This is a genomic window from Variovorax sp. Varisp41, assembly GCF_047325085.1.
Taxonomy (GTDB): domain Bacteria; phylum Pseudomonadota; class Gammaproteobacteria; order Burkholderiales; family Burkholderiaceae_C; genus Variovorax.
The window spans coordinates 3,106,340-3,126,784 of record NZ_CP168540.1; the positions used below are offsets into that span (position 1 = coordinate 3,106,340).

General features: G+C 70.4%; 15 protein-coding genes. 12 read left to right on the plus strand and 3 right to left on the minus strand.

Annotated features, from left to right (window positions below):
* Positions 1-10 precede the first annotated feature (10 nt).
* The 12 genes from ACEN9J_RS14460 (at position 11) to ACEN9J_RS14515 (ending at position 17,518) form a co-directional block, all read left to right on the plus strand.
* Positions 11-595 (plus strand): hypothetical protein, encoded by a 585-nt coding sequence (locus ACEN9J_RS14460; RefSeq protein WP_296735323.1) that lies wholly within the window; start codon positions 11-13, stop codon positions 593-595.
* 17 nt (positions 596-612) lie between these two features.
* Positions 613-1,587: a 5'-nucleotidase gene (locus tag ACEN9J_RS14465; RefSeq protein ID WP_413764414.1), complete on the plus strand. Its 975-nt coding sequence runs from the start codon at positions 613-615 to the stop codon at positions 1,585-1,587.
* Between the two features lie 231 nt (positions 1,588-1,818).
* Positions 1,819-3,921, plus strand: coding sequence for a LamG-like jellyroll fold domain-containing protein (locus ACEN9J_RS14470; protein WP_413764415.1), 2,103 nt, complete (start codon positions 1,819-1,821; stop codon positions 3,919-3,921).
* 54 nt (positions 3,922-3,975) lie between these two features.
* Positions 3,976-4,167, plus strand: coding sequence for a hypothetical protein (locus ACEN9J_RS14475; protein ID WP_057593772.1), 192 nt, complete (start codon positions 3,976-3,978; stop codon positions 4,165-4,167).
* A 46-nt stretch (positions 4,168-4,213) separates the two neighbouring features.
* Entirely contained in the window at positions 4,214-6,406 is a 2,193-nt protein-coding gene (locus tag ACEN9J_RS14480; RefSeq protein WP_057593773.1) for a phosphocholine-specific phospholipase C, read from the plus strand.
* Between the two features lie 14 nt (positions 6,407-6,420).
* Positions 6,421-8,673: a phosphocholine-specific phospholipase C gene (locus ACEN9J_RS14485; protein WP_261217723.1), complete on the plus strand. Its 2,253-nt coding sequence runs from the start codon at positions 6,421-6,423 to the stop codon at positions 8,671-8,673.
* 235 nt (positions 8,674-8,908) lie between these two features.
* Positions 8,909-9,097 (plus strand): hypothetical protein, encoded by a 189-nt coding sequence (locus ACEN9J_RS14490; protein ID WP_057593774.1) that lies wholly within the window; start codon positions 8,909-8,911, stop codon positions 9,095-9,097.
* A gap of 32 nt (positions 9,098-9,129) precedes the next feature.
* Positions 9,130-11,391 carry a phosphocholine-specific phospholipase C gene (locus tag ACEN9J_RS14495; protein ID WP_413764416.1) on the plus strand — a complete coding sequence of 754 codons (2,262 nt, stop codon included), beginning with the start codon at positions 9,130-9,132 and terminating at the stop codon, positions 11,389-11,391.
* Positions 11,392-11,438: 47 nt separating this feature from the next.
* Positions 11,439-12,341, plus strand: a complete 903-nt coding sequence (locus tag ACEN9J_RS14500) for a LysR substrate-binding domain-containing protein (protein WP_413764417.1) — start codon at positions 11,439-11,441, stop codon at positions 12,339-12,341.
* 119 nt (positions 12,342-12,460) lie between these two features.
* The gene (locus ACEN9J_RS14505; protein WP_413764418.1) at positions 12,461-13,876 is read left to right on the plus strand and encodes a nucleobase:cation symporter-2 family protein; all 1,416 of its coding nucleotides are present in this window, start codon (positions 12,461-12,463) and stop codon (positions 13,874-13,876) included.
* 1 nt (position 13,877) lies between these two features.
* The gene (locus tag ACEN9J_RS14510; RefSeq protein ID WP_413764419.1) at positions 13,878-15,302 is read left to right on the plus strand and encodes an 8-oxoguanine deaminase; all 1,425 of its coding nucleotides are present in this window, start codon (positions 13,878-13,880) and stop codon (positions 15,300-15,302) included.
* Between the two features lie 203 nt (positions 15,303-15,505).
* Positions 15,506-17,518, plus strand: coding sequence for a lipoxygenase family protein (locus tag ACEN9J_RS14515; RefSeq protein ID WP_413764420.1), 2,013 nt, complete (start codon positions 15,506-15,508; stop codon positions 17,516-17,518).
* 49 nt (positions 17,519-17,567) lie between these two features.
* Here ACEN9J_RS14515 and ACEN9J_RS14520 read toward each other — a convergent pair whose 3' ends face one another.
* Genes ACEN9J_RS14520 through ACEN9J_RS14530 form a run of 3 tightly spaced genes read right to left on the minus strand, consistent with a single transcriptional unit; the run spans position 17,568 to position 20,444 of the window.
* Positions 17,568-18,809: a pyridoxal phosphate-dependent decarboxylase family protein gene (locus ACEN9J_RS14520; RefSeq protein ID WP_057593780.1), complete on the minus strand. Its 1,242-nt coding sequence runs from the start codon at positions 18,807-18,809 to the stop codon at positions 17,568-17,570.
* A gap of 7 nt (positions 18,810-18,816) precedes the next feature.
* Positions 18,817-19,632 carry an ABC transporter permease gene (locus tag ACEN9J_RS14525; protein ID WP_057593781.1) on the minus strand — a complete coding sequence of 272 codons (816 nt, stop codon included), beginning with the start codon at positions 19,630-19,632 and terminating at the stop codon, positions 18,817-18,819.
* Positions 19,629-20,444 (minus strand): ABC transporter ATP-binding protein, encoded by an 816-nt coding sequence (locus ACEN9J_RS14530; protein WP_261217737.1) that lies wholly within the window; start codon positions 20,442-20,444, stop codon positions 19,629-19,631. The genes ACEN9J_RS14525 and ACEN9J_RS14530 overlap by 4 nt, the downstream gene beginning before the upstream one ends.
* Between the last annotated feature and the right edge of the window lies 1 nt (position 20,445).

Below are 20,445 nucleotides of genomic sequence, written 5' to 3' on the forward strand. Positions count from 1 at the left end.
GAGCAAGCCGATGGCGAATCGAAGCTACCTCTATGCCAGCACCGCCCTGCCCGATGCGCAGGCCAGCCCGTCCACGCTGCGTGGCATCTCCGAGCATGCGTACGCGGTGCCGCTGCTGTTCCGGCTGCTGGTCTCGTGCGAGACGCGGCCCTGCCGCTCGGCGATCTGGAACGAGCCCGAGCCGCTCGCGCTGGCCGGGCGTTGCGGCCCGGGCATCGCGCGCGCGGCCGCCTTCCTCGCGCGCATCGAGCATCCCGCGATCTCGCCGATGCGCGAGGAGGCGCTGCGCTTCCTGAACGAACGCACGCGGCCCGACGAATGGTTCGTGCTCGAGCCGGCCGAGGTGCTGGGCATGGGCGACGCGCCCGTGGCCGAAGCGGTCGAGAAGCTGCGCCAGGGCCTGGGCGACCTCGACGCCGAGATCGAGCGCACGCTCGCCACGCTCGCGCCGCGGCCGAAGAACATCTGGCAACGCCTGCTGCCGCCCGCGCAGCAGGTGGTCGAGGCGCCGATCCGCGAGCTCGGCCTGGGCCACTGGTCGGATACGCTCTACTTCTCGTTCGATGCGGCCGACGATGGCCGCGACGACTCCTGACCGTCCAACCGCACGCCATGCCCGTCACCCTCGAAGACAAGCTCGTGGTCGCGATCTCCTCGCGCGCCCTGTTCAACCTCGAAGAAGAGAACGAGATCTTCGAGTCGGGCGACGACGCGGGCTACATGAAGCTGCAGCTCGAGCGCCTCGACGTGCCGGCCGCGCCCGGCATCGCCTACTCGCTGATCCGCAAGCTGCTGCGCTTCAACGACGACGGCGTGCAGCGCGTCGAGGTCGTGATCCTCTCGCGCAACGACCCGGTCTCGGGCATGCGCATCTTCCGCTCCAGCGCCGCGGCCGACATCAAGCTGCAGCGCGGCGTGTTCACGCAGGGCCGCCCGCCCTTCGGCTACCTGCGCGCGCTGCGCGCCCACCTGTTCCTGTCGGTCAACGCGCAGGACGTGCGCGAGGCGCTGGCCGCGGGCTTCCCGGCCGCGCGCGTGCTGGTCGAATCGGTGAAGGCCAGCGATGCCTGGCCCAACGAGGTGCGCATCGCCTTCGACGGCGACGCCGTGCTGTTCAGCGACGAGGCCGAGCGCGTGTTCCAGGCCGAGGGCCTCGATGCCTTCCAGGCGCACGAGGCGAGCAAGGTCGACCTGCCGCTGCCCGGCGGCCCGTTCAAGCCGCTGCTGGCCGCGCTGCACCGGCTGCAGATGGCGGGCAATGCGCAGATGCGCATCCGCACCGCGCTGGTCACGGCGCGCAGCGCGCCCGCGCACGAACGCGCCATCCGCACGCTGATGAACTGGAACATCCGCGTCGACGAGGCCATGTTCCTCGGCGGCCTGCCCAAGGGCGAGTTCCTGCGCGAGTTCGAGCCCGACTTCTTCTTCGACGACCAGACCGGGCATGTCGATGCGGCGGCGCGGCATGTGCCGGCGGGGCATGTCTCGAGCGGGATCAGCAACGAGCCCGTGCGCGAAGCGGCGAAGGCCGCGAAGGCGCCATCGAAGCAACGCGCGGCGAAGCCCGCGAAGCCGCGCTCGCGCTAGGCGCGCAGGGCGCGGGGCCGAACCCGCCGGCCACCTCCAGCTTCATTCTTTCGCAGTAACCGGCGATGCGCTGTCACGCGCATGCCTTCGCATTGTCATGCGCGATTCACTGCTGCGTCACGGGTTCTCCCTAATCTTCGCGGCGTCCGCACACGTGCCCTCCGGGCACTTTTTTTTGCCTCCGGCCGACTGTCACCGGCACTCCGTTCCATCTCATTCCAGGGCTCCACGATGCGTCCGAAACTTCACGCGCTCCCCGCATTCCGATCACGCGCCGCGACCCGCTGGCTGCTGCCGCTGACCGCGGCCATGGCGCTCGCCGCATGCGGCGGCGGTGGCGGCGGCGGCGTGGTCTTCCCGCCGGTCGCGACACCACCCGCCGGCGGCGGCAACGGCGACGACAACCTGCCCACCACCAACCAGGGCAAGAGCGGCCCCAAGGCCCTGGTGGTGCAGATCGACGGCCTCACCCACGCCGCGCTGCGCGATGCGATGGCGCAGAACAAGGTGCCCGCGCTGCAGGGCCTGAAGCTCGCGCCGGCCTGGACCGGCGGCGCCAATGGCGCGCTCACCGAGCAGCGCACCACCGCGAGCCCCGGCTGGGCCACGCTCGTGACCGGCACCTGGGCGCAGCGCCACTCGGTGCAGTGGGACACGGCCGACCAGCGCATCGACGCCAAGCTCGCGCCCTCGGTGTTCGCGCTCGCGAAGCTGAAGAAGGACGCCGGCTACCTCACCGCCTCGGTGACGGCCGGCGCCAACTACCGCTCGCTGCTCGCGAACGAGAGCGGCACGCTCGATGCCGCTGTCGACTGCGCGGGCGCCGACGCCTGCGTGACCGAACGCACCGCGCAGCTCATCGACCAGGGCTGGGACCTGCTGGTGGCGCAGTACGGCGCGCCCGCCGCGGCGGCGCCCTCCGGCCCGCGCGGCGAGGCCTACCAGCGCGCCGTGTCCGACACCGCCGCCGCGGTCGGCCAGTTGCTCGCGCGCATCGCGCGGCGCAGCGCCAACGATGCGAAGGAAGACTGGCTCGTGGTGCTCACCACGCCCAACGGCCTCGATGCCTTCGGCAACGCGACCGGCACGCAGAGCGCGCAGACCAAGACGATCTTCGTCGCGAGCAACAAGACGCTGGCCGCGCTGCCCGCCACCGGCGAGGCCGCGCCCGCCGACGTCGCCACGCTGACGAAGCTGGCCGCCGCGACCGACATCGCGCCGACCGTGCTGCGCCACCTCGGCGCGCTGCCCGCGGCCGAGGCCTATCGCTTCAACGGCCAGCCGCTGCAGGCCGCCACCGCGCTGCGCGGCCTGGTGGCGACGACCGGCGCCGACAAGGCCAGCGTCGATCTCTCGTGGACGCTCGCGGGCAACGCGAACGTGCCGGTGAAGGTGCTGCGCGACGGCAAGCTGGTCGCCACGCTCGCGGCCGGTGCCACCGCCTACAACGATCCCGTGGAGGCGGCCAGCGACGGCATCCTGGCCTTCGACTACACCGTGGTCGCGGGCGATGCGAGCCTCGCGCTGCCGGCGCGCGTCACCTACGTGAAGCCCGCCACGCTCGCGCCCACGCTGCGCAACGGCCTGGTCAACTACTACCCGCTCGACGCGCTGCCGCCCGCCGACCGCAAGAGCGCCTCCACGCTCGCGCCCTGGGCCGCCGGCGCCGACGGCGGCAGCCTCGTGGACGATGGCTTCAAGGCCCCGTACAAGGCCAAGGCCCTGCGCGTGGACAGCAGCGTGAAGACCGCCGACGGCACCGCCGGCTATCGCCTGGTGCAGACCGCCGACGTGGCGACCGCGCCCTCGGTCACGGCCTACACCATCGGCTTCTGGCTGCGCACCGACGCGAGCTGCAGCGTGGGCGCGGGCGACGGCGCCTCGGTGATCGCCAACAAGAACTACGACAGCGGCAGCAACGCCGGCCTCGCGATCGGCCTGTTCGACGGCTGCGAACTGCGCTTCAACGTCGGCAAGGGCGGCGGCCGCGCCGACAGCAACGGCTACCGCCTGAGCGCCGGCCAGTGGGCCTACGTGGCGGTCGTGATCGACAAGGCCAACCTCAAGATGACCGGCTACCTGTTCGACGCCGCGCGCGCGCTGCAGACCGGCAGCGCCGACATGACCGCGGACATCGTGGCCCAGCTCGGCGGCCTGAAGAACGGCCTGAGCCTCAACGAGGACGGCACCGGCCAGTACTACAAGCGCTGGACCAGCTCGCCGCGCGGCCCGCTCGACTTCAACGAGTTCGCGATCTGGAACCGCGCGCTCGCGGCCGACGAGCTCACGAGCATCTTCAAGTCGGGCCAGCCGCTGTCCACGCTCGAGCCCTGAGCGCCATCGCATTCCGTTCCCCCACACACAACGACCCCGAGAGAGAGGATCACCATGCAAGTCCCACGTCCCCTTCACCTGCTTCGCTTCGCGCCCGCCCTGCTGCTGGCCTGCCTGCTGTCCGCCTGCGGCGGCGGCGATGGCGGCGGCGGCTTCCTCGGCGGCCTGCCCGGCGCGGGCAACCCCGGCGGCGGCACGCCGAATCCGCCGGCCACCACCGAGCCCGTGAAGCGCTGCGCGCCCTGAGCGTTCGAGCTTTCCAAACCGGAAGAACGCCAAGGACGACCCCGCGATGACAGACAACGCACGCCGCAAATTCCTCACCGGCACCGCCACCACCGGCGCCGCCGCGCTCGCGCTCTCGGCCTTTCCGCCGAGCATCCGCCGCGCCCTCGCCATTCCCGCCAACAACAAGACCGGCACCATCCAGGACGTCGAGCACATCGTCATCCTGATGCAGGAGAACCGCTCCTTCGACCACTACTTCGGCACGCTCATGGGCGTGCGCGGCTTCGGCGACCGCTTCACGATTCCGCTGCCCAAGGGCATGAACGTCTGGCAGCAGAGCGATGCCAGCGGCACGGCCATCCTGCCCTACCACCTCGACAGCACCAAGGGCAACGCCCAGCGCGTGAGCGGCACGCCGCACTCGTGGAGCGACGGCCAGAACGCCTGGGACGGCGGGCGCACCTACCAGTGGGCGCGCTACAAGACCAACGCGGCGATGGGCTACTTCAAGGAAGCCGAACTGCCCTACCAGTTCGCGCTCGCCAATGCCTTCACGCTGTGCGATGAGTACCACTGCAGCATGCACACCGGCACCAACTCGAACCGCATGTTCCACTGGACCGGCACCAATGGCCCGACCGGCGCGGGCGTGGCCACGGTCAACAACGAGTGGGACTCGATCGACAGCTCGGCCAAGGGCTACGAGTGGAAGACCTATCCCGAGCGCCTGCAGGAGGCCAAGGTCAGCTGGATCGTCTACCAGAACATGCCGGAGAACTTCGGCGACAACCCGCTCGCGGGCTTCAAGCAGTACCGCCTGGCCAACGAGGCCTCGGGCAAGCCGGTCAGCAACGACGGCCCCTCGCCGGTCTACGACCCGGCGAGCGACGACGCGCGCAACCCGCTCTACAAGGGCATCGCCAACACCATGGGCGACGGCGGCTTCCTCGAGCAGTTCCGCCAGGACATCAGGAACGGCAAGCTGCCGCAGGTGTCGTGGATCGTCGCGCCAGCCACCTACTCCGAGCACCCCGGCCCCTCGAGCCCGGTGCAGGGCGGCTGGTACATCCAGGAAACGCTCGATGCGCTGACCGCGGTGCCCGAGGTGTGGAGCAAGACCGTGCTGCTCATCAACTTCGACGAGAACGACGGCTACTTCGACCACTACCCCTCGCCCGCCGCGCCCTCGATCAACCCCGACGGCACGCCCGCGGGCAAGACCACGCTGCCGGTCGACGCGCTCAAGCCCGAGTACTTCAACCATCCGAAGCCGCCGGGCACCACCGGCCAGCCCGCGCCCGACGGCCGCGTCTACGGCCCCGGCGTGCGCGTGCCGATGTACGTGGTGTCGCCATGGAGCCGCGGCGGCTGGGTCAACTCGCAGGCCTTCGACCACACCTCGGTGCTGCGCTTCATCGAGGCGCGCTTCGGCGTGAAGGAGACCAACATCAGCGCCTTCCGGCGCGCGGTGTGCGGCGACCTCACGAGCGCCTTCAACTTCGCGAACCCGAACAACGAGACGCTGCCCACGCTCGCGGGCCGCACCACGCGCGGCGCGGCCGACCGGCTGCGCAGCGACCAGGAGAAGCTGGCCCAGGTGCCGCTGCCGCTCGATCCGCAGCTGCCGCGCCAGGCCACCGGCACGCGGCCCTCGCGCGCGCTGCCCTACGAGCTGCACACCAGCGCGCGCAGCGATGCGATCGGCGGCAGCGTGCGGCTGATCTTCGCCAACACCGGCAAGGCCGCCGCCGTGTTCCACGTCTACGACCGGCTGCACCTCGACCGCCTGCCGCGCCGCTTCATGGTGGAACCGGGCAAGACGCTCGACGACGCCTGGAACGCGGTCAGCGACGACAGCGGCTTCTACGACCTCTGGGTGCTCGGCCCGAACGGCTACCACCGCCACTTCAAGGGCGACCTGAGCCGGCTGCGCGCCGGCGGCACCGCCGTGCCCGAGGTGCGCGTGTGCTACGACATCGCCAACGGCAACGTCTACCTCGAGATGCTCAATGCCGGCCAGGCCGCCGCGAAGTTCACGGTGCGCGCCAAGGCCTACCGCGACGACGGTCCGTGGAGCGCGACCGTCGCGGGCGGCGCCAAGGCCGAACTGCACTGGGATCTTTCGTCGAGCGGCGCCTGGTACGACTTCGTCGTGAGCTGCGACGCCGATGCGAGCTGGCAGCGCCGCTTCGCGGGCCGCGTGGAGACCGGCAAGCATTCGGTCAGCGATCCGGCCATGGGCCTGGGCGATCTGTGAAGGAGGCACGCACCATGACCGACAACGCACGCCGCAAGTTCCTCACCGGCAGCGCCACCACCGGCGCCGCCGCGCTCGCGCTCTCGGCCTTTCCGCCGAGCATCCGCCGCGCCCTCGCCATTCCCGCCAACAACAAGACCGGCACCATCCAGGACGTCGAGCACGTCGTCATCCTGATGCAGGAGAACCGTTCGTTCGACCACTACTTCGGCACGCTCGCCGGCGTGCGTGGCTTCGGCGACCGCTTCACCATCCCGCTGCCCAAGGGCATGAACGTCTGGCAGCAGAGCGATGCCAGCGGCAAGGCCATCCTGCCCTACCACCTCGACAGCTCGAAGGGCAATGCGCAGCGCGACGGCGGCACGCCGCACGACTGGGCCGACAGCCAGAACGCCTGGGACGGCGGGCGCATGTACCAGTGGGCGCGCTACAAGACCAGCAAGGCCATGGGCTATCACAAGGCGACGGAGATCCCGTTCCAGTTCGCGCTGGCCAACGCCTTCACGATCTGCGATGCCTACCACTGCGCGATGCACACCGGCACCGACGCCAACCGCTCCTTCCACCTGACCGGCACCAACGGCCCGACCGCGACCAACACCGCCTTCGTGCGCAACGAATGGGACTGGATCGACGGCAAGCCCGGCTCGCTGAACGTGGGCTACACCTGGAAGACCTACGCGGAGCGCCTGGAAGATGCGGGCGTGCGCTGGATCAGCTACCAGAACATGCCCGACGAATGGGGCGACAACATGCTCGGCGCGTTCCGGCAGTTCCGCAAGGCCAACATCGACTCGGGATATCCGGTCTCCAGCGGCGGCGAGCCCAACAAGCCCTATGCCGACACCGGCCAGGCGCTGCCCTACAAGGCCTATGACCGCGCCACCGACGACGCGAAGAGCCCGCTCTACAAGGGCGTGGCCAACACGCTGCCCGGCACGAAGCCCGAGGACTACCTCGACGCGTTCAAGCGCGACATCCGCGAAGGCAAGCTGCCGCAGGTCTGCTGGATGAACGCGCCGTCGATCTACTGCGAGCATCCCGGTCCCTCGAGCCCGATCCAGGGCGCCTGGTTCCTGCAGGAGGTGCTGGACGCGCTCACCGCCGTGCCCGAGGTGTGGAGCAAGACCGTGCTGCTGATCAACTTCGACGAGAACGACGGCTACTTCGACCACCTGCCCTCGCCCTCGGCGCCTTCGCCCAACGGCGACGGCAGCTACGCGGGCAAGACCACGCTGTCGGACTCGGCGATGGGTCCCGAGTACTTCACGCATGCCGCGCCGCTGGGCAGCGGCGGCCAGCCCAAGGCCGACGGCCGCGTCTACGGCCCGGGCCCGCGCGTGCCGCTGTACGTGATCTCGCCGTGGAGCCGCGGCGGCTGGGTCAGCTCGCAGGCCTTCGACCACACCTCGGTGCTGCGCTTCCTCGAAACCCGCTTCGGCGTCCAGGAGCCCAACATCAGCGCCTTCCGGCGCGCGGTGTGCGGCGACCTCACGAGCGCCTTCAACTTCGCCAACCCCAACGGCGAAGCGCTGCCCACGCTGACCGGCCGCGCCACCCGCGCGGAGGTCGACCAGATCCGGCGCAACCAGGAGGCGCTGTCGCAGGTGCCGCTGCCGCTCGATCCGCAGCTGCCTCGGCAGACCACCGGCACGCGGCCCTCGCGCGCCCTGCCCTACGAGCTGCACACCAGCGCGCGCACGGCACCGCTCGACGGCACGGTGCAGCTGCTGTTCGCGAACACCGGCAAGGCGGCCGCCGTGTTCCACGTCTACGACAAGCTCAACCTCGCGCGCCTGCCGCGCCGCTACATGGTCGAGGCCGGCAAGACGCTCGACGACACCTGGATGGCGGGCCGCGACAACAGCGGTTTCTACGACCTGTGGGTGCTCGGCCCGAACGGCTACCACCGCCACTTCAAGGGCGACCTCGGCAGCCTGCGCGCGAGCGACGCGGCCGCCCCCGAAGTCCGCGTGTGCTACGACATCGCCAACGGCAACGTCTACCTCGAGCTGCTCAACGGCGGCAAGAAGGCTGTGAAGTTCACGGTGCGCGCCAAGGCCTACCGCGACGACGGCCCGTGGACCGCGACCGTGCAGCCCGGCGCCAAGGCCGAGCTGCATTGGGATCTTTCGTCGAGCGGCGCCTGGTACGACTTCGTCGTGGGCTGCGATGCCGATCCGACCTTCGCGCGCCGCTTCGCGGGCCGCGTCGAGACCGGCAAGCACTCGGTCAGCGATCCCGCGATGGGCATGGCCGACCTCTGAGGCCCATGCATCGCTGAGGGCTTCCGCAGCCTTCCCACCAGGCCGGACACGGTACGCGCGAGCCCTTCGCGCGCTGCCTGTCCGGCTTTGGTATTCATCGCGCGCGCAGGCGCAACGCGCGCTTACACCTCGGCCGCGTTCTTCACTCGACTGTCATTGCCGCTTCCTACCGTGGGCAGTGGCGGCGCGCTCCTCGTCGCCTCTTCACAAGAAAACACACCTGCGAGGATTTCCCATGCATCTCTTCTTCTCGCGCGCGCGGCTGCTGCCGGCGCTGATCCTGGCCTGCACCCTCGCCGCCTGCGGTGGCGGCAGCGGCGGCGGCTTCGGCGGCCTGCCGGGCACGGGCAACCCCGGCGGCGGCGACGGCGGCACGCAGAACCCGCCCGCCACCACGCAGCCCGTGATGCGCTGCGCGCCCTGATACAACGGCCCGAAAAACAACACGACAAGACCATGACCTCACGCCGCAAATTCCTCACCGGCAGCGCCACCACCGGCGCCGCCGCGCTCGCGCTCTCGGCCTTTCCGCCCGCCATCCGTCGCGCGCTCGCGATCCCCGCCAACAACAAGACCGGCACCATCCAGGACGTCGAGCACATCGTCATCCTGATGCAGGAGAACCGTTCGTTCGACCATTACTTCGGCACCCTCAAGGGCGTGCGCGGCTTCGGCGACCGCTTCCCGATCCCGCTGCCCAACGGCCTCAACGTGTGGCAGCAGCTCGACGAGAACGGCAAGGTGGTGCTGCCCTATCACCTCGACGGCAGCAAAGGCAACGCGCAGCGCGTGAGCAGCACGCCGCACACCTGGGTCGACTCGCACAACGCCTGGGACGGCGGCCGCCTCTACCAGTGGCCGCGCTACAAGAAGGTCAGCAGCACCGCGCCCTACGTGCAGTCGATGGGCTACCTCGCCGAGGCCGAGCTGCCGTTCCAGTTCGCGCTGGCCAACGCCTTCACGATCTGCGACGACTACCACTGCGCGATGCACACCGGCACGCACGCCAATCGCTCGTTCCACTGGACCGGCACCAACGGACCCACGGGCGGCAACGTGGCCTACGTGAACAACGTCAATGCCTGGAGCTCGACCGGTCCCTCGACCGAGGGCTACGAATGGAAGACCTATGCCGAGCGCCTGCAGGACGCGGGCGTGAGCTGGATGGTCTACCAGAACATCCCGAACAACTACGGCTGCAATCCGCTGCTGGGCTTCAAGAACTTCCGCAAGGCCAACGAGGCCTCGGCCAAGCCGGTCAGCACCTCGCTGCCGCAGGGCGCATCGCCGGCCTACGCGCCCGGCGACGACGCCGGCAACCCGCTCTACAAGGGCACGGCCAACACGCTGCCGGTGGCCGACCAGGCGGCCTTCGACGCGGGCGCGATCATGGATGCCTTCCGCGCCGACGTGAAGGCCGGCCGGCTGCCGGCGGTGTCGTGGGTGATCCCGCCCGACGTGTACTCCGAGCACCCCGGCCCCTCGAGCCCGGTGCAGGGCGCGTGGTACATCCAGCAGGTGCTGGAGGCGCTCACCGCCGTGCCCGAGGTCTGGAGCAAGACCGTGCTGTTCGTGAACTTCGACGAGAACGACGGCTACTTCGACCACGTGCCCTCGGCCTCGGCGCCCTCGCCCATCGCATCGGCCGATCCCTCGGCGAAGGCCTTCGCGGGCAAGACCACGATGTCCGACGCGGACCTGAGCTTCGAGTACTTCAACCATCCCAAGCCGCCGGGCATGACGCAGTCGCAGCCCACGCCCGACGGCAACGTCTACGGCCCCGGCATGCGCGTGCCGATGTACGTGATCTCGCCCTGGAGCCGCGGCGGCTGGGTCAACTCGCAGACCTTCGACCACACCTCGGTGCTGCGCTTCGTCGAGGCCCGCTTCGGCGTGAAGGAAAGCAACATCGGCCCGTTCCGCCGCGCGGTCAACGGCGACCTCACGAGCGCCTTCAACTTCGCCGATCCCAACGGCGAGGCGCTGCCCACGCTCGCGGGCCGCCGCACCAAGGCCGAGGCCGACCAGCTGCGCGCCGCGCAGCAGGCGCTGCCGCAGGTCACGCCGCCGGCCAATGGCCTGCTGCCGCGCCAGGCCACGGGCACGCGGCCCTCGCGCGCATTGCCCTACGAGCTGCACACCAGCGCCCGCGCCGACACGGCCGGCGGCACGCTGCAGCTGCTGTTCGCCAACACCGGCAACGCGGCCGCCGTGTTCCATGTCTACGACCGGCTCAACCTCGACCGCCTGCCGCGCCGCTACATGGTCGAAGCCGGCAAGTCGCTCGACGACCGCTGGAACGCGACCGCCGACAACGCCGGCCGCTACGACCTCTGGGTGCTCGGCCCCAACGGTTACCACCGCCATTTCCAGGGCGACCTCAACGCGCTGCGCGCCGGCGGCGCGGCCGTGCCCGAGCTGCGCGTGTGCTACGACATCGCCAACGGCAACGTCTACCTCGAGATGATGAACGGCGGCCAGGCCGCGGCGAAGTTCAGCGTGCGCGCCAAGGCCTACCGCGACGACGGCCCGTGGACCGCGACCGTCGCGGGCGGCGCCAAGGCCGAACTGCACTGGGAGCTCGCGGCCAGCGGCCAGTGGTACGACTTCGCCGTCACCTGCGATGCCGATCCGGCCTACTACCGCCGCTTCGCCGGCCGCGTCGAGACCGGCAAGCATTCGGTCAGCGATCCCGCGCTGGGCTTGCCCGACCTCTGAGCCCGCATGCATGATCCCCCCGCGCCCACGGTGGCGCGGGAGATGTCATGCACGCCAAGGTGGTCCGGTACTTCGTCGAGGTGGTTCGCGCGGGTTCGATCCGCAAGGCGGCCGCGCAGCTGCACGTGGTGCCGACCGCGATCAACCGGCAGATCCTCAACCTCGAGGAGGAACTGGGCGCGCCGCTGTTCGAGCGCATCCACAACACGCTCAAGCTCACGCCGGTGGGCGAGCTGGTGCTCGCGCATGCGCGCGGCACGCTGCGCGAGTTCGACGGCGTGCGCCAGCGCATCGAGGCCATGCGCGGGCTGCGCCAGGGCGAGGTCACGCTGGCCACCACCGCCGGCCTCGCCGACGCCTTCCTGCCGGGCGTGGTGCGGCGCTTTCGCGCGGCCCATCCCGGCATCCAGCTCAAGCTGCTGGGCCTGCCGATCGCGGCCGTGCTGCACGGCGTGCGCGAAGGCGATGCCGACCTCGCGCTGGCCTACGACGTACCCGCCACGGCGGGCTTTCGCACGCTGTTCGCGAGCGAATGGCCGATCGGCGCGGTGGTGCCGCCCGGCCACGCGCTCACGGCCCATGCGAGCACCGTGCTGGCCGAGTGCGTGGGCCATCCGCTGCTGCTGCCCGCGCCCTCGCTGTCGATCCGGCCGATCATCGATGCAGCCTTCGAGCGCTCGGGCCTGCGCACCTCGCCGGTCATCGAGACCACCTCCACCGCGCTGATGCGCCGCCTGGTGCGCGAGGGCGAGGGCATCACGCTGCTCAACCGGCTCGACGTGGCCGAGGAGATGCACGACGGCTCGCTGGTCTTCGTGCCGCTGCGCGACGCCACCCTGCCGGCCCAGACGCTCACGCTCGAAACCCGCGCAGCGCAGTCGCCGAGCCCCGCGGCCGAGCTGTTCGCCAACCACGTGACGACCTGCCTCGACGAGCTGCTCGCGCCCTGAGCGCGGCGCCGGGGCCCGTCCACTTTTTGTGCACGGGGCGCGCCATTTATTGACTTTGCGCGTTCGAAGGCATGGCTCCTAGACTGCCGCGCCGGTCATCGGCCGGAAGGAAAAGTCCCATGCTTTCGAACGACAAAAAGACCCCCGCAGGAGACGGCGAAGGGGTCGACCAGAAGCTTCCCATCATGCGCTGCGGCGCGCTGAGCCTGCAGCACGTGCTCGTGATGTACGCGGGCACGGTGGCGGTGCCGCTGATCGTGGGCGGCGCGCTCGGCCTCTCGAAGGCCGACATCGCCTTTCTCATCAATGCCGACCTGCTGGCCGCCGGCATCGCCACGCTGGTGCAGGCCATCGGCTTCTGGCGCTTCGGCATCCGCATGCCCGTGATGATGGGCGTGACCTTCGCGGCCGTCGGCCCGATGATCGCGATCGGCATCGATCCCTCGCTGGGCCTGCCCGCGATCTACGGCGCCACCATCGTGGCGGGGCTGTTCGGCATCGCGCTCGCGCCGCTGATGGGACGCGTGCTCGGCGTGTTCCCGCCGCTGGTGACGGGCACCGTCATCACGCTGATCGGCGTCTCGCTGATGGTGGTGGCGATCCACTGGGCCGCGGGCGGGCAGCCCACCTCGACGCGCAGCATCGAGGGCGTGGCGCATGCGGTGGCCAACCCGGCCTACGGCGAGCCGGTGAACCTCGCCATCGCCGCGGCCGTGCTGGCGGCGATCATCGCGATCACGCGCTTCGGCAAGGGCCTCATCGCCAACATCGCGGTGCTGCTGGGCATCGTCTTCGGCGTGCTGCTGTCGCTGGCGCTCGACCGCATGCAGTTCGACGGCCTCGAGGAAGCGAGCTGGATGGCCGTGACCACGCCCTTCCACTTCGGCCTTCCGCGCTTCGAGCTCACGGCCATCGCCTCGATGTGCATCGTGATGCTGATCACCCTGGTCGAATCGACCGGCATGTTCCTCGCGCTCGGCGAGATCACGGGCCGCAGGATCGACACCGACGCGCTCTCGCGCGGCCTGCGCGCCGACGGCCTGGGCACGGTGATCGGCGGCGTGTTCAACACCTTCCCCTACACCTCGTTCTCGCAGAACGTGGGGCTGGTCACGGTCACGGGCGTGCGCTCGCGCTACGTGGCGGCCGGCGGCGGCGTGCTGCTGATCGCGCTCGCGCTGTTCCCCAAGGTCGCGCACGTGGTGGCCTCGGTGCCCTCCTTCGTGCTCGGCGGCGCGGGCATCGTGATGTTCGGCATGGTCGCGGCGACCGGCATCCGCATCCTCGGCAGCATCGACTACACGCGCGAGCGCCATGCGCTCTACGTGATCGCGATCTCCGTCGGCCTCGGGCTCATTCCCACGCTGTCGCCGAACTTCTTCCAGCACTTCCCGGCCTGGACCCATCCGCTGACGCACAGCGGCATCGTGCTCGGCACGGTCGCCGCGGTGCTGCTCAATCTCTTCTACAACGGCGTGCAGTCGAGGGAGCGTTCCTTCACACTGGCGGCACGCACCTCGCACGGAACCGAATGACATGACTTCCTCCATCGCCTCCTCGCCCCGGCCGCTGCGCGTGCTGCGCCACGCCGACGTGCTCGTCACCATGGACGCCGCGCGGCGCGAGATCGCCGATGGCGCGCTGGTGATCGACGGGCCGGCCATCGCCTGGGTCGGTGCCACGGCCGAGCTGCCGCCGATCTACCTCGAGGCGTTGCGCAGCGGCGGTGCCGAGGCCATCGACCTGCACGGCCACGTGCTGATGCCGGGGCTGGTGAACACCCACCACCACATGTACCAGAGCCTCACGCGCGCGGTGCCCGAGGCGCAGGACGCCGAGCTGTTCGGCTGGCTCACCAACCTCTACCTGCTGTGGGCGCGGCTCACGCCCGAGATGATTCGCGTGTCGACCCAAACCGCGATGGCCGAGCTGATGCTCTCGGGCTGCACCACCACCAGCGACCACCTCTACCTGTTCCCCAACGGCGCGCGGCTCGACGATTCGATCGAGGCGGCCGCCACGATGGGCATGCGCTTCCATGCCGCGCGCGGCAGCATGAGCGTGGGCCGCAGCGCCGGCGGCCTGCCGCCCGACGAGGTGGTGGAAAGCGAGGCCGCGATCCTGCGCGACAGCGAGCGGCTGATCGATCGCTGGCACGACGCCTCGCGCCATTCGATGCGGCGCATCGTGCTCGCGCCCTGCTCGCCGTTCTCGGTCTCGCGCGAGCTCATGCGCGACTCGGCGCTGCTCGCGCGCGAGCGCGGCGTGTCGCTGCACACGCACCTGGCCGAGAACGACAACGACGTCGCCTACTCGCGCGAGAAGTTCGGCATGACGCCGGCCGAGTACGCCGAGGACCTGGGCTGGGTCGGCCGCGACGTCTGGCATGCGCACTGCGTGAAGCTCGACCCCGCGGGCATCGCCCTGTTCGGCCGCACCGGCACCGGCGTGGCCCATTGCCCGTGCTCGAACATGCGGCTGGCCTCGGGCATCGCGCCCATCGGCGCCATGCGCCGCGCCGGCGTGCCGGTGGGCCTGGGCGTGGACGGCAGCGCCTCGAACGACGGCGCCCACCTGCTCGGCGAGGCGCGCCAGGCGATGCTGCTGCAGCGCGTGGGCCATGGCCCGGCCGCGATGACGGCGCGCGAGGCGCTCGAGATCGCGACCCTGGGCGGCGCGCGCGTGCTGGGCCGCGACGACATCGGCGCGCTCGCGCCGGGCATGTCGGCCGACATGGTGGGCTTCGACCTGCGCGGCGTGTCGCACGCGGGCGCGGGGCACGACCCGGTGGCGGCGCTGGTGTTCTGCACGCCGGCCTCGGCCGCGCTCAGCATCATCGACGGCCAGGTGCGCATCCGCGACGGCCGCTTCGTCGATCTCGAGCTGCCGCCGCTGCTCGCGCGGCACCGCGAGCTCGCGAGCACGCTGTACGAGCGCGCGCGGCATCCGCACACGGCCTGAGACGCTGAACAGCACCTGACCGGCGTGCGCTTCCGCAACGCCGGATGCGAACCTTCGCCCTAGGCAGCTACCCGCATTGCGGGCGTCATGCCTCGTCCGCAGAATCCGCTGGCTCGAATAGAACGAGCGTTCGATTTTGTCGGCCAGGGCGAGAACCATCGGCCGATGTTCCAGATGCACGACAACAACAGGGAACACTAGCGATGAAACGCAGAGAACTCCTCAAGGGCGCGGCCGCGGCCGGCACCGCAGCGGGATTCGGCAGCCTGCTGGCCGGCGTGCCATCCACCGCTTCGGCCGCGCTGCCGGTGCTCAAGCCCACCTTGCCGCAGAAGATCGATCCGATCAGCGCCACCTTGCGCCGGCTCGAACTCGTGAGCCGGCAGGCCACCTACCTCTGGACCGAGTCGCACCTCAACCTCGCGGGCGTGCCGATGGGCACTGTCGTGCCGCCAGCCGAGCTGCCGGCGCTCGAGCACCAGTTGCTGACCTTGTCGCGCGCGCTCGAGGCGGCCGTGAACTTCGCGGCCTCCTTCGCCACCAGCCCGCTCGCCAGCGGCAGCCTGCAGACGCTCGACAACCTGCGCACGCGGCTCGCGGCCCTGCAGGCCAGTTTCGCGCAGCTGCTGTCGCAGAACGCCGGCCTGCTCACGCTGCCGGCCGCGGCGCTCGCGCTGCTGGGCACGCTGACCGGCACCGCGGGCGACATCGCCACCCAGTTGCGCCAGGTGCACCAGGACCTGATGACGCAGGGCCTGCTCGGCGGGCCGCGCACCGTGGCGCAGTACGACGCGCTGTTCGCGACCATCGAGAAGCCGTCGATCGCGCAGGTCTTCCGCGACAACGCGCTGTTCGCCTGGATGCGCGTGGCCGGCCCGAACCCGATGCTGATCCGCAAGGCCAGCGTGCTGCCATCGAAGTTTCCGCTGACCGACGCGCAGTACCGGCAGGCCATGGGCAACGCCGACAGCCTCGCCGACGCGGCCGCCGAGGGCCGCCTCTACCTGCTCGACTACGAGGGCCTGGGCGACATGGCGCCCACGGGCCCGGTGACCAAGCCGCTGACCGGCACCGCCTATGTCTTCATGCCGATCGCGCTGTTCGCGCGGCCCAGGGCGGGCCGTTCGTTGGTGCCCGTGGCCATCCAGTGCGGCCAGAACCCGGCGCAGCATCCGATCTTCCTGCGCGTGGACGACGCCTCGAACGCCGAGGCCTACTGGGCCTGGCAGTCGGCCAAGACCACGGTGCAGGTGGCCGACTTCAACTACCACGAGATGTTCGTGCACCTGGGCCGCACGCACCTGATGTCGGAGGCCTTCGCGATGGCCACGCAGCGCCAGCTCGCGACCGCGCATCCGCTGAGCCGCCTGCTGTCGCCGCACCTCGAGGGCGCGATGTTCATCAACGAGGCGGCCACGCTGATCATCATGGCGCCGCTGACCACGGGCGACGGCATCCTCGCGGCGCCGATCGAGACCCTGCAGCGCGAGTGCGGCCGCGACCGCCTGGCCTACGACTTCCAGGCCAACCTGATGCTGCCCGACGAGCTGCGCGCGCGCGGCGTCGACAACCCGAACGAGCTGCCCGAGTACCCGTACCGCGACGACGCGCTGCTGCTGTGGAACGCGATCGCGCAATGGGTGGGCGAGTACGTCGCGACCTACTACCTCAGCGACGCCGACGTGAGCGGCGACCACGAGCTGCAGGCCTGGGCCGTCGACCTATCGACCCACGGCAAGGTGAAGGGGCTGCCGGCCATTTCCACGCGCGCCAGGCTGGCCGACGTGATCACGGCCATCGTCTTCAACACCAGCGCGCAGCATGCGGCCGTGAACTTCCCGCAGCTCTCGGTGATGACCTACGCGCCCTTCAGCGCGGGCATGGCCGGCACGCCGGCGCCCGCCTCGACGGCCGGCCAGTCGGAGGCCACCTGGTCGCAGATGCTGCCCGCGCGGCTCGCGGCGCAGGAGCAGATCCTGCTGTTCCACATCCTCGGCGGCGTCTACTACCGGCCGCTCGGCGAGTACAAGGACAACGCGTTTCCGCACCTGCCGGTGCTGATCGATCCCGCGATCGCGGGCCAGGGCGGGCCCCTCGAGCGCTTCCGCGCGGCGCTGGCGAACATCGAAACGACGATCAAGCAGCGCAACACGACGCGCTCGCGGCCCTACGAGCACCTGCTGCCGAGCCGGATTCCGTCGAGCACGAACATCTGAGCGGACGCTGGACAGGTTGTCGAATTCGGGTTTCCGTCCGCTCCCGCGTTCAATACTGCGCCACCACCCCGCCAGCACCGCCATCCGCCAACGTCGCCGGATCCTCCAGCACCGCGGCCACGTCGCCCAGGTACTGCCCCACCACCGGCTCGTGCGTGAGGTTCAGCATGTGGTGGATGCCGTCGGGGTTCTTCACGTAGCCCACGGTCCAGCCGCGCGCGCCGAGGCCGCGGCCGATGGCGCCCATGTCGCGCGCGGGCGAGCCGAAGGCGAAGATCGACAGCTCGGGCCGGCCCAGCGTGGGCAGGCCCAGCGCATCGAGGCCCTGCTGCATCGCGCGCCGCGTCGCGAGCACGCGCTCGGTCACGCGCAGATAGCCCGCATGGCCCAGGTAGTTCATCACCGCCCAGGCCGCGGCGATGGCGCCGCCCGCGCGCGTGCCCACCAGCGTGTGGGTGAAGTACTGGCCGCGCGGCCAGTCGTCGAAGTAGTAGCCCATCAGCGCGAAGGCCTCGGGATCGGCGAAGAACAGGGTCGAGGCGCCCTTGGCGGTGTAGCCGTACTTGTGCAGGTCGGCCGAGATCGAGGTCACGCCCTCGACCGCGAAATCGAAGTCGGGAATGTCGGCGCCGAGCTCGCGCGCGAACGGCGCGAAGTATCCGCCCACGCAGGCATCGACATGCATCCAGCAGCCGTGCTCGCGCGCCAGTGCCGCGATCTCGGGAATGGGATCGACCACGCCGTGCGGAAAGGCCGGCGCCGAGCCCACCACCATCGCGGTGTCGGGCGTGAAGGCGGCGCGCATCGCCGCCGGGTCGGCGCGGAAGTCGGCCGCCAGCGGCGTGCGCACCGGCACCAGGCCGAGGAAGTGCGCGGCCTTGTCGAAGGCCGGATGCGCGCTCCGGGGCATCAGGATCTCGGGCCTGGCCATGCCGGGGCGCCGCGCCAGCGCGCGGTCGCGCGCGCACTTGACCGCGAGGAAGATGCTCTCGGTGCCGCCGGTGGTCATGGCGCCGCGCGACTCGGGGCCGCCGTGCAGCAGCGAAAGGCCCATCTCCACCACCTCGCGCTCGAAGGTCGCGAGGCTCGCGAAGGCGCGCGGGCCCAGGCCGTTCTCGGAGAAGTACATCAGGTAGGCCTTCTTGGCCACCTCGAGCACGTCCTCGCCCGCGTAGTGGATGAACATCGGCACGCGGCCGTTGCGCCAGTCGGCGTCGCCGCGGCCGGCCTCCTCGAGCCGCCGCTGCAGCTCGGGCCAGGACGTGCCTTGCTCGGGGAGTGTCAGTGCCATGGTCGCTTCATCCTTCCTTGCCGCCCCAATGGACGACCTTGTTTTCGAGTGCCCGCGCCAGCAGGTCGAGCAGGTAGCCGAGGATCGCCATGATCAGCGCGCCGACGATCACGACGTTGGTGAGCAGGAAGTCGGAGGCCGACATCGCCATGTAGGCGATGCCCGCGTTGGTGGCGATCATCTCGGCGCCCACCAGCATGGTCACGCCCAGGCCGATGCTCACGCGGATGCCGGTGAAGATGCCCGGCAGGCTGGCCGGGAAGATCACGCGCCGGAAGATCATGGCGCGCGAGGCACCGAGCGCCATCGCCGCCTGCACCTTGCGCCGGCCCACCGCGCGCACCGCCTGCATGGCGCTGATCGAGAGGATCGGGAACAGCGCGAGCACGATGATCACGATCTTCGAGACCTCGCCGATGCCGAACCAGATGATGAGCAGTGGCAGCAGCGCGAGCTTGGGCATCGGCCGCGTGATCTCGATCGGCGGATCGAGCACCGCCTTCACGGTCTCGTTCATGCCCATCCACAGCCCCAGCGGCACCGCCACCAGCACGGTGAGGACGAAGGAGGCGCCGAAGCGGAACAGGCTGATGCCCAGGTGGTGCGCGAGCGTCTTGCCCTGGTAGCCGTTCTGCATGAGCTGGAGGAAGGTGTTCCACACCGACATCGGCGAAGGCAGGAACAGCGGCGCGACCAGCGGCTGGTCGCCCACGATCGGCACGGTGATGAGCAGCCACAGCACGAACAGCGCGGCGAAGGAGCCGAGGTTGATCCAGCGCGCGCGGGTGCGTGCGCCGTTGGGCCGGTTGGGCGCGGCGCTCATCGCTGGGCCTCCTGGTGCTGCGCGGCCAGCGCCTCCTCGCGCAGCAGGCCGAAGATCTCGGCCTTCATGCGCGCGAACTCGGCGCTCGCGACCACGGCCGGGTCGTCGCTCTGCGCGAAGCCCGGATGGAACTTCGCCTTGATGCGGCCCGGGCGTGCCGACATCACGACGATCTCGGTCGCGAGGAACAGCGCCTCGTCGATGCTGTGGGTGATCCACAGCACGGTCTTGCGCGTCTCGTGCCAGATGCGCTTGATCTCCTCCTGCAGCAGCTCGCGCGTCTGCGCGTCGAGCGCGGCGAAGGGCTCGTCCATCAGCAGGATCTCGGGCGAATTGGCGAGCGCGCGCGCGATGCCCACGCGCTGCTGCATGCCGCCCGAGAGCTCGTAGGGATAGCGCTTCGCGAAGCCCGCGAGGCCGACCATCTCGAGGTATTGCGAGGCGATGCGCGTGGCCTCGGCGGCCGACTTGCCCGTGGCCAGCGGCCCGAAGGCCACGTTGTCGATCACGCGCATCCAGGTGAACAGCGCGCCCTGCTGGAACACCACGCCGCGGCGCGGATCGGGGCCGCGCACCGGCTGGCCGTCCATCAGCACGCGGCCGGCCGTGGGCTGCTCGAAGCCCGCGAGGATGTTCAGCAGCGTGCTCTTGCCGCAGCCCGAGGGGCCGAGCAGGCAGGCGAAGGCGCCCTCGGCGATGTCGAGCGTGATCGGCTCCAGCGCCTGCACCGCGTCGGGGCCGTCGCCGAAGCGCTTGGAGACTTCCTCGAAACGGACCTTGGGCGTGCCCGCCTGCTGCGGTGGCAGTCCCATG